The following is a 10,092-nucleotide window of genomic DNA, read 5'->3' as shown; positions in this document are numbered from 1 at the left end:
TGGCCGAGGTGCGCGGCCAGGCCCATGGCCGGCGGGCCCTGGAGATCGCCGCGGCCGGCGGTCATCACCTGCTGCTGGTGGGAGCCCCGGGCAGCGGCAAGACGATGCTGGCCCGGCGGCTGCCGGCACTGCTGCCGCCCCTGGGGCAGCAGGAGGCCCTGGAGGTCACCCAGCTCCATTCCCTGGCCGGTCTGCTGGGGGAGGGGGCGGGCCTGCGGCGTCAGCGCCCCTTCCGCAGCCCCCACCACGGCTGTTCTGCCGCCGCCTTGGTCGGTGGCGGCGCCCTGCCCCGACCGGGGGAGCTGAGCCTGGCCCACCACGGCGTGCTGTTTCTTGATGAGCTGGCGGAGTTCCGCCGCGAGGTGCTCGACCAGCTGCGCCAGCCCCTGGAGGAGGGGGAGCTGTGGATCAGCCGGGCCCAGCAGCGCTGCCGCTTCCCCTGTCGGGTGCTCCTGGTGGCCGCCACCAACCCCTGCCCCTGTGGCTGGTACGGCGACCCCAGCCAGAGCTGCCGCTGTGGCGAAGCCCAACGGCGCCGCCACTGGGGACGGCTCTCAGGTCCGCTGCTCGACCGGATCGACCTGCAAGTGGTGATGCGGCGCCCGGAGGCGCACCATCTGGGCGGGGCCTACCGGGAGGGAGCGCAGCGGCCCCCTGCCGGAGAAGCCAGCGCGGTGGTGGCCCAGCGGGTGGCGGTGGCCCGGCTGCACATGGGCCAGCGCAATCCGGCAGGGGCGGCCAACGGCCAGCTGGAGGGTCCGGCCCTGGCCGCGATCGTGAACCCGGAGCCGGACGCCCTGGCGCTGTGGGAGCGGGCCATCAGCCAGCGGCGCCTGTCTGCCAGGGGGGCGGAGCGGGTGCTGCGGGTGGCCCGCACGATCGCCGATCTGGCCAGTGCCGAGCGGGTGTCAGGGGCGGCCATCGCCGAAGCCCTCAGCTACCGCTCCTTCGACCAGGTGGCCTGAGCCAACACTGGAATCAGCGGCGGCGGCGCCGGGTTGCCTCGCCACTGAAGGGCTGGACACCGATCGCCGGCGGACGGTGCTGGGCTTCTTCTCCCGGGTTGCCCCAGGCGTGGTTGATGGTCTCGGCCAACCAATGGCTGAACCGCTGAAGAAGGGAGGCAGACCTTGGCTGGCCTGCCATGGAGGCAATCGGATGGACCATGGACCCTGGGGCGATGGCCCCTTCAGCCTGGCCACGGATGGGGGGCCAGGCAACAGGTAGAAGCACCTGAAGGGACGCAGCCTGAACGCGGCTCAGCGGCGACGGCGGCGCTGCTGAGCCTTGCGCTTGTACTTCTCGGTGGGGGTTTCGTGGTGGCGCAGCCGCTTCAGATCGGCAAAGATGCCCGCCTTGGACACCTGGCGCTTGAAGCGGCGCAGGGCCGATTCGATGCCTTCGTTTTCGCCGACGGTGACCTGGGTCATGAAGTACTGCTGAGACGTGCGCAGCGTTGCACCCTAGCAAGTGGGGTTACGGCCCACCGCCTCAGAGCTTGGTAGCTGGGGGAACCGCCGGCGGGGCCAGGGGCTGCTGGACTGACGACGGCGCCGCCTCCTTGACGGGGACCGCTGCGGTGGGGGGCTGGGCGGCCTCCACCGTGGTGGGCTGGGGCTGGGCGGCAGTCGCCGCGGTCCCCGGCCAGCTGTCGGCATAGACGTAGAGGTGGCCGAGGTTGCGGCCGCCGAACTGGCGCCGCATCAGCCGCCAACCAGGCTCCAGCTGCAGCTTCAGGAAGCCGGGGGCGCTGCCCCGGGTGCGGGCCACCACCATCTCCGGGCCGGCTCCAGCCTTGGTGGGGAAGGCCAGCAGCAGCATGTCGCCGCCGCTGCGGGTCACCATCAGCCGGTAGGAGGAGGCCAGATCCTGCCCCCCCACCCTCACCGAATAGCCGTTGGCATCGATGTAGCGGCTACAGATGCCGGTGAAATCGAAGGTGGCCAGCAGGGGATTCACCGGAGCCGGCGTGCCCTCCCCCACCTCGAAGCAGGGACGCACGGGCTTGAGCTGCTCGTAGATGTTGAGCTGGGACTTTTCGCCCTTGCTGCCGATGGGGGCAGCCACCATCAGGAAGTTCTGCTGGTCCACCTCGGCGGCGGCGAACAGGGCGGAGGCGCGGACAGGGGCTGGGGAGGTGATGGCCAGGCTGGTCGCCACCAGCGTCAGGGCCGCCAGGCCTGCGCGGGGGAACACGGAAAGGGTCACGGCGTTGATCGAAGCGGCCTGAATCGTATGAACGGTAACCAGCGGAAACCAGCCCATAGGCCCAATCGGACGGCCGGTTGTCGGGCCGGCCGAGGGATCGCAGCGGGGGCGCAGCGCACTGGGGGGCTCAGGCGGGCTTGTTGATGCGGATCGCCACCAGCAGGGCCAGCACGGTGCCCGGCAGGCTGCCGGCCAGGATCCAGCGGGTGGCCTGGACGCCAAGGTCAGGGTCGCCGTAGGAGAGCTCGAAGATCGATCCGGTGGCAGCGATGCCAAGCAGGCAGGCCAGGCCCAGGAAGACGCCGGCCAGGGGTTTCATCGGCATGGGAATCAGCGGATCGACTGGACGTCGGAACGGTGGAAGCCATGCTGCTGGAGGCCGTCGTTGAGGCTGAGCTCGTCGGTGACCCGATCGACGAACAGCACGCCGTTGAGATGGTCCATCTCATGCTGGATGCAGCGGGCCAGCAGGCCATCGGCCTTGAGGCGGCGGGGGCGGCCCGTCTCGTCGCGGTAGGTCACTTCCACCACCGACGGGCGCACCACATCCAGATAGACGCCGGGGATGCTCAGACAGCCCTCCTCATAGGTGTTGAAGGAGGCGCCGGCGGCGGTGATCTCGGGGTTGATCAGCACCAACGGTGGGGTGGCCGCCTCCTCCAGGTCCAGATCGATCACCAGCAACTGGCGGTGCACACCCACCTGGGGGGCCGCCAGACCAATCCCCTTGGCGGTGTACATGCTGCGCAGCATGTCGCGGGCCAGGTCGCGGATGGAGGCATCCACCTTGCTGATGCGCCGGGCCGGGGCCCGGAGTTCCTTGGAGCCCAGTGTGTGGATCTCGAGGGGGGGACGTTCCACCGGCACCTTCGGCACCAACACGGAGTTGCCACCCTGCTCGGCGGACCGTGCCATCTGGGCGAAGCTGCGGGCCAAAACGTCACCTGAAACGATGGGTCAATTCTAGAAGCAGCCTGCGGGGGACTCGGGTGGGTGAGCCGTCGTGGCAGGAATCGGACCCCCTGCCCGCCGCACTGGCGGTGGGTCGGGCCCCCGGCGTCGCCGAACCGCGGCTGGACGGGGGGCGCCTGTTCTGGCTGGAGCAGCGCCCCAGCGAGCGGGGGCGCACCACCCTGATGGCGCGGCGCCCAGGCGCAGCGGCCGTGGAGCTCACAGCGGGGTCCTGGAACGTGCGCAGCCGTGTGCATGAGTACGGCGGCGGCGCCTATGCGGTGGCAGGCGACCAACTGGTGTTCGTCGACGACGGTGACCGCTGCCTCTGGCAGCTCAGCCTGGCCGGCGGCGGCGACCCCACGGCGACCTCAGTGCCCCGGCGGCTCACGGCCCCATCCGACCCGGAGCGGCCACGGGCCTTCGCCGATGGCCTGATCGACCAGCCGCGCCAGCGCTGGATCGGCGTGATGGAGCAGGACGGCCTCGACCGGCTGGTGGCCGTGCCCCTGGCGGGGGGCGAACCGGAGCTACTGCACCAGCCGGCGGACTTCTGCGGCTACGCCGTGCTGGCGCCAGGCGGCGGCCACCTGGCCTGGGTGACCTGGCAGCAGCCGTTCATGCCCTGGGAGCGCAGCCAGCTCTGGCTCGCCGCCATCGACGCGGCCGGGCAGCTGCGCCAGGCCCGACCCATCGCCGGCTCGGGGCCTGGGGATCCCCTGGGGATCTCGGTGTTCCAGCCCCTCTGGCTCGACGACGGTTCGCTGGTTGTGGCCAACGACCGCAGCGGCTGGTGGAGCCTGGAACGGCTGGCGGATGTGGCCGCCCTGGGGGCCGACACCCAGCCCCGCTGGCAGCCGCTGTGTCCGATGGAAGCGGAGTTCGGCGGTCCGCAGTGGGTGTACGGCCTGCGCACCCTGGCCTGGGACGGCACCCGGCTGCTGGCGGCGGTTTGCCGCCAGGGCTGCTGGGAGCTGGGCCGGCTGGGGGTCGACGGCGGCCGCTTTGAGCCGATCCCCCTGCCCTTCAGTGAGCTGGCGTCCCTGACGGCGGAGGCGGGCCGGCTGGTGGCGGTGGCCGGGGCGCCGGGGATCGGCCAGGGGCTGCTGGAGCTGGACACGGCCAGCGGCACCTGGCAGCACACACCCGCCGCGCCGCTGCCCCTGGAGGCCGAGGCGATCAGCCGGCCGGAACCCTTCTGGTTCGACGGTCATGGCGGAGCGCCCACCCATGCCTGGTACTACCCGCCCCGGGGCGGCAGCCGCGCCGAGGCCCCCCTGCTGGTGAAGGGGCACAGCGGCCCCACCGCCATGGCCGGCACGGGGCTGAACCTGGCCATCCAGTTCTGGACCAGCCGCGGCTGGGGCGTGGTGGATGTGAACTACGGCGGCTCCACCGGCTTCGGGCGCGCCTACCGGCAGCGGCTCGACGGCCAGTGGGGCGTGGTGGACGTGGCCGACTGCGCCGCCGCCGCCCGGGCCCTGGTGGTGGCGGGCAAGGCCGACCCGGACCGGGTGGCCTTCGAAGGCGGCAGCGCCGGCGGCTTCACCGTGCTGGCGGCCCTCTGCTTCACCGACGTGTTCAAAGCCGGCGCCTGCCGCTACCCCGTGGCCGATCCGGAGGCCCTGCTCGGGGTGGATCACCGCTTCGAGGCCCGCTACACCGAAACCCTGATCGGCCCCTGGCCGGAGGCCCAGTCCGTCTACGAAGCCCGTTCGCCGCTGCGGCATGCGCAGCAGATCACGGTGCCGGTGGTGTTCTTCCATGGCCTGGACGACCGGGTGGTGCCGGCGCGTCAGAGTGAGCAGATGGTGGAAGCCCTGCGCCGAGGCGGACTGGAGACGGAACTGCACCTGTTCGCCGGAGAGGGCCACGGCTTCCGCGACAGCGGCGTGCGCACCACGGTGCTCGAAGCCACCGAAGCCTTCTTCCGCCGCCAGTTCCGCCTGTGATCGCCGCGCTGGTGCCGGGAGTGGTGGAAGGCGTCGAGTGGCTGGCCCTGGCCCTGGCCGCCCTCACCGTGCTGCTGCTGATCGGCACCGGCCTCGGCGGACTGCTGGGCATGAAGCGCTGGGGCCTGCCGGAGGCCCTGCTGGCGGGCAGCCTGGGGTTGGTGGTGGCCCCGGCCGGGCTGGTGCCCCTGCTGCCCCAGCGGGTGATCGACCTCTGGGACCAGCTGCCCCTGCCCCTGCTGACGCTGGTGTTCGCCACCCTGCTGCTGGGCAAGCCGCTGCCGAAGCTGGGGGGCCTGTGGCGCCCCCTCTCGGCCCAGGTGCTGCTGGCGCTCACCCTGGCCTTCGGCCAGTTCCTGGTGGGGGGACTGGCGGTGCTGCTGGTGCTGCAGCCCTGGCTGGGGGTGAGCCCGGTGATGGCCTGCCTGATCGAGGTGGCCTACGAGGGCGGCCACGGCTCGGCCGCGGCCATGGGGCCCACCTACGAGCGGCTGGGGCTGGAGGGTGCCCAGGCCCTGGGGCTGGCGATGGCCACCGTGGGGCTGCTGGTGTCGACGGTGGTGGGCGGCCTGCTGGTGGTGCTGGGGCGGGCCAGGGGCTGGCTGAAGTTCCCCGAGGCCCTGCTGATCGAGGAAGCGGTGGCGCTCCTGGAAGAGGAGACGCCGCCGCTGCAGGAGGTGCCGATGGATCTGCCCCTGGAGGCCGGCACGGTGGAGGTGCCGGCGCTGTGGCGGCGGCTCGCCGACTGGGCCGTGAACCTGGCCCTGGCGGGGGTGGCGGTGTTGTTCGGCTGCGGGGCGCTGGCGGCGCTGCGCTTCGTCGCCGACGCCAGCGGCGGGGTGTTCGCCCTGGTGATCGACGCTCTGCCCGTGTTCCCCCTGGCCCTGGTGGGGTCGCTGCTGGTGCGCCTGATCCTGGAGAAGAGCGGCCAGACCCAGTGGGTCTCGACCGCCATCCAGGGCCAGACCGGCACCATCTCGGCCGATCTGCTGATCACCGCCGCCACCGCCTGCCTGGACCTGAGCCTGCTGGCCCACGACTGGATCCCCCTGACGGTGCTGGCCATGGCGGGCCTGCTGTGGAACCTGGGGGTGATCCTGCTGCTGGCCCCGCGGATCCTGCCGCCCGACTGGTTTGAGCGGGCGATCATCGAATTCGGCCAGGCCACGGGGGTGGCGGCCAGCGGCTTGCTGCTGCTGCGCATGGCCGACCCGGGCGACCGCAGCCAGGCGGTGACGGCGTTCTCGATCAAGCAGCTGCTGCTCCAGCCCCTGCTCGCGGGGGGCGTGATCACCGTGGTGGCGCCCCTGGTGGTGGACGGCTGGGGCCTGCCGGCCTGGACCGGCCTCTGCTTGGGCCTGGTGGTGCTCTGGGGCGGGCTAGGGCTGTGGCTGGCGGCGCGGGAGAAGGGAGCGACCTGAGCCTCGAGGTGCAGCCATCCCTGAATCACTGAGATGATTCGCTGCGGATCTCCACCTTGACCAGCCCAAAGCAAAGATGTTGCGTTCACCGTCCTACCGCTCGGAGATCGACGGTCTGCGCGCCCTCGCCGTCATCGCCGTGATCATCAATCACTTCAATGGCAGCCTGCTGCCAAGCGGCTATCTAGGTGTCGATATCTTCTTTGTCATTTCCGGCTATGTCATCACCGCCTCGTTAAGCAACCGCACCAGCACGGGGCTGGCAGACCTTGTAGGGGGATTTTACATCCGCCGCATCAAACGACTGATTCCTGTTCTGGTGGTTTTCGTTCTGGTCACCAGCCTTTTCGTCTGCTTGTTCGACCCCTATCCGGCCCTGTCTCTCAACACTGGCATCGCCTCATTGTTCGGCCTTTCCAATCTCTATCTGTGGCTTCAGGCCACCGACTACTTTGGAGCAGCCACCCAGCTCAATGCCTTTACCCATACCTGGTCACTTGGCGTCGAAGAACAGTTTTATCTGATCTTCCCAGGGATCGGCTGGCTGACTGGCTGGGCAGGGAAATCACCCTCTGGCCGCAGGAATCTGATCGTAGGGATGGCTGTGCTCAGTGCCCTTTCCCTGGTTTCCTTCATCGTGCTGTACACCCGGCAGCAGGCTGCGGCTTACTTCCTGATGCCTCCAAGATTCTGGGAGATCGGCGCCGGATGCCTGATCTTTCTCTGTCAGTCGCCGCCTGGACAAGGGCTTCCGACGCCTCGAATGGCGCCGATCCTGCTCACCGCCGCTCTCATCGGGACCCTCTTCTTGCCGTTGGCCAACGGACGGGCGGCGACGATCCTGATGGTCCTGCTGACGGCGGCCTGGATCATCCAGTTGCGTACGGACTCGCCCACCAGACGGGGCTTCTCCCAGCCAACGCTGGTCTGGATCGGCCTGATTTCCTACTCTCTTTATCTCTGGCACTGGGCCGTGCTGGTGATCAGTCGCCAGACGATCGGCATTCACTGGTGGTCGTTCCCTTTCCAGGCCGCGATCATGGTGCTGCTGGCGGCGGCGTCCTATCGCTGGGTGGAGACACCCTTCCGGCGCAAGGCATGGTCCAGGACAGAACAACGCACCGTCCCCTATGGCCTCAGCGCTGTCCTTGGGGCAGCGCTTCTGCTGATGCCGCTGAGTCGCTGGCAATGGAGTCGATTTCTGTTCACTGGCACAAAGGATGCCGGGGAGGATCGCATCGCGCGCCATCTCAAGCCAGCGGTGACACCACTCACGGCTGCCGAGAAACAACGCCAAGCCAATTGCACATTCTCCACCCAACTCCTTTCCAAGCAGACATTGCTCGACACCTCCAGGAGGTTGTGCCTGGCCAACGCAGACCAAGCCGGTCCGCTGATCGCTTTGGTCGGCGACAGCCATGCCGAAGCCGCCTTTCCCATTGCCGACGCCCTCGCCAAGGAAGGCCGCAGTGTCTTCTTCATGGCGCGGCTGGGTTGTGTCTTCCCAGGCCAGGGCGAGGCGAATCAAGGCTGCTACGGCCAGACGCAGGAAACTGCCGCTTTCCTGATCGATAACATTCGCAAGCATGGCGGCGGCGTTGTGATCGTCGATTCCTTCCTGCAGGGGCACTTCGGATACGAGGGCCACATGCGCCATCAGTTCCAGGCCCACCCCTCAGGGGATCGCCGGAGCGTGGAAAAGAATCTCGCCGATTACGAAAAAGCCCTGGACCAATTGGCCACCAACCTCAGGACGGTGAATGGCAAGCTCGTGATCATCGGTCCAAAACCGGACCATGAATACTATGCCGCCCGGCGCGAAGCCGTCTCTGCACGATGCAACCGTCAGTGGTTTACACCCTTTGAAGGCACACAATGCCGGGGTGACCAATTCGGCACGGACAAAAGCGCCATCTTGGAGCGAACAGGAGCAATTGCCGATGTCCTGAAGTCTGTCAGCAGCCGTCAAGACAATGTCTACGTCTATGATCCGCTGCCCTGGTTATGCCGGGATGGCAAGACTTGTCAGATCTTTCTTGGTGATCAATCGCTCTATCTGGACTCCAATCACTTCAGCAAGCTGGGGGCTCTTCACCTGCTGGTGGATCTCAGGCGGTTCCTGCAGGCCAAGGCGCTGCTTCCAGCCGTTCTGGCCACTCCCGCGCGACCATGAGCCCAGGTGGGTAGGAAGGACCCACCAGCCGTTAAGGACGCTCATCGGTCCGTCGCGCCGAAAGGCGCCCCTAGCGCACCATCGCCGCCACGTTGCCGCCATCGACGGTGAGCACAGCGCCGGTGGTGCGCTCCATGCGGGCCAGGGCCACGAAGGCGTCGGCCACATCACTGGCGCGCACCTCGGCGCCCAGCAGGTTGCCGGCCATGTAGAGCTCCTCGCTGAGGCCGCGGGCGGCGGAGCGCTCCTTGATCATGGTGTCGTCGAGCAGGCCGGAGCGGATGCGGTCGGCGTTGATGGCGTTCACCCGCACGCCCGCCTCGCCTTCCTCGAGGGCGTACTGGCGCACCAGGGCCAGCAGGGCCGCTTTGCTGATGCCGTAGGCGCCGAAGTTGGGGCCGGGGTTGAGGGCCTGCTTGCTGACGTTGAACAGCAGCTGGCCGCCCAGGCCCTGGGCGCGGAACACGGCCAGCGCCGCCTGGGCCACGCTCTGGTGGGCGAAGAAGTTGAGCTCGAAGCTGGCCCTCAGGTCGGCGTCGGCCAGGGTGGCCATCGGGCCGGTCCAGGCGGCGCCGGCATTGCTCACCACGATGTCGAGCCCGCCGAAGTGGGCCGCCACCGCCGCGATGGCGGCCTGCACTGCCGCCGGGTCGGTGACGTCACAGGCCACGGCCAGGGCCCGTTTGCCGCAGGCGGCGGCCACCGCTTCGGCGGCCTCCTGCTCCAGATCGAGCACCGCCACCTCGGCCCCGGCGACGGCGAAGGCCCGGGCGGTCGCCGCCCCGATGGCACCCGCCGCTCCGGTGACCAGCACCACCTGGCGGGCCAGGGGCTTCTCGGCCGCCTTGCCGAGCTTGGCCTGCTCCAGGCTCCAGTACTCCATGGCGAAGGTGTCGGCCTCGTTGACGGGCGCGAAGCGGCCGATGGCCTCGGCCGCCAGCAGGGTCTGGGCCCAGGCCTCGGCGATGTCGGCCACGGTGGCCGCCTCGGCGGCCGACTTGCCGATCCCCACCAGCCCCAGGCCAGGAATCGCCGCCACCCGCGGCAGGGGATCGAGCGCTTTCTTGGCGCCTCCTGCCGCGGCGTTCTGGCGCTGGAAGTAGGCGCGGTAGTCGGCCCCGTAGGCCTCCAGGGCCTGCTCGAGGGAGCGGCCCCAGGCGGCCAGGGCCGGGCCGTCGCCACCGGGCGGCAGCGGCGGCAGCACCAGGGGCCGGGCCTTGGTGCGGATCACGTGGTCAGGGGTGGCGACGCCGCGGCCGGCCCAGTCCGGGAGCCGGTCGTCGTCGCTGACGGCGCGGGCCAGGGGGGTGTCGCGCAGCGCCAGGATCCAGTGAGGGCGAACGCCGGCGGCTTCGGCGGCCCGGCCCAGGGCGCCCCGCAGCACCGG

9 protein-coding genes are annotated in these 10,092 nt (G+C 69.6%); 4 read left to right on the top strand and 5 right to left on the bottom strand.

Translation table 11 applies throughout. The annotated features are described in order from the left end of the window. The coding region (locus tag VB739_RS15345; protein ID WP_323357898.1) for a YifB family Mg chelatase-like AAA ATPase at positions 1-965 on the top strand (965 nt) is incomplete at its 5' end. 294 nt (positions 966-1,259) lie between these two features. On the opposite strand, the gene rpsU is transcribed toward VB739_RS15345, so the two are convergent. The 4 genes from rpsU to def all read right to left on the bottom strand — a co-directional run bounded on the left by rpsU (position 1,260) and on the right by def (position 3,144). Next, on the bottom strand, positions 1,260-1,430 hold the full coding sequence (gene rpsU / locus VB739_RS15340; protein WP_006172073.1) for a 30S ribosomal protein S21: 171 nt from the start codon (positions 1,428-1,430) through the stop codon (positions 1,260-1,262). A gap of 61 nt (positions 1,431-1,491) precedes the next feature. Further along, the gene (locus VB739_RS15335; RefSeq protein WP_323357897.1) at positions 1,492-2,208 is read right to left on the bottom strand and encodes a DUF3747 domain-containing protein; all 717 of its coding nucleotides are present in this window, start codon (positions 2,206-2,208) and stop codon (positions 1,492-1,494) included. Between the two features lie 127 nt (positions 2,209-2,335). Further along, positions 2,336-2,533: a hypothetical protein gene (locus VB739_RS15330; RefSeq protein ID WP_254952971.1), complete on the bottom strand. Its 198-nt coding sequence runs from the start codon at positions 2,531-2,533 to the stop codon at positions 2,336-2,338. 5 nt (positions 2,534-2,538) lie between these two features. Further along, positions 2,539-3,144 carry a peptide deformylase gene (gene def, locus VB739_RS15325; RefSeq protein WP_323357896.1) on the bottom strand — a complete coding sequence of 202 codons (606 nt, stop codon included), beginning with the start codon at positions 3,142-3,144 and terminating at the stop codon, positions 2,539-2,541. A 53-nt stretch (positions 3,145-3,197) separates the two neighbouring features. Between def and VB739_RS15320 the strand changes: the two genes are divergently transcribed. From VB739_RS15320 to VB739_RS15310, 3 genes are all read left to right on the top strand, one after another. Beyond that, positions 3,198-5,111, top strand: coding sequence for an alpha/beta hydrolase family protein (locus VB739_RS15320; protein ID WP_323357895.1), 1,914 nt, complete (start codon positions 3,198-3,200; stop codon positions 5,109-5,111). Then, a complete protein-coding gene (locus VB739_RS15315; protein ID WP_323357894.1) occupies positions 5,108-6,532 on the top strand; it encodes a sodium/glutamate symporter in 1,425 nt (474 codons plus the stop codon). The genes VB739_RS15320 and VB739_RS15315 overlap by 4 nt, the downstream gene beginning before the upstream one ends. Before the next feature lie 76 nt (positions 6,533-6,608). After that, the gene (locus VB739_RS15310) at positions 6,609-8,705 is read left to right on the top strand and encodes an acyltransferase family protein (protein ID WP_323357893.1); all 2,097 of its coding nucleotides are present in this window, start codon (positions 6,609-6,611) and stop codon (positions 8,703-8,705) included. Positions 8,706-8,775: 70 nt separating this feature from the next. On the opposite strand, the gene VB739_RS15305 is transcribed toward VB739_RS15310, so the two are convergent. Further along, a partial coding sequence (locus tag VB739_RS15305; protein ID WP_323357892.1) for a bifunctional aldolase/short-chain dehydrogenase occupies positions 8,776-10,092 on the bottom strand: 1,317 nt, incomplete at its 5' end.

It is taken from the genome of Cyanobium gracile UHCC 0281, from assembly GCF_034931305.1.
Taxonomy (GTDB): Bacteria; Cyanobacteriota; Cyanobacteriia; order PCC-6307; family Cyanobiaceae; genus Cyanobium; species Cyanobium gracile_A.
The sequence above is the reverse complement of the archived record's forward strand: the minus strand, read 5'-3'. Positions and strand labels throughout refer to the sequence as shown.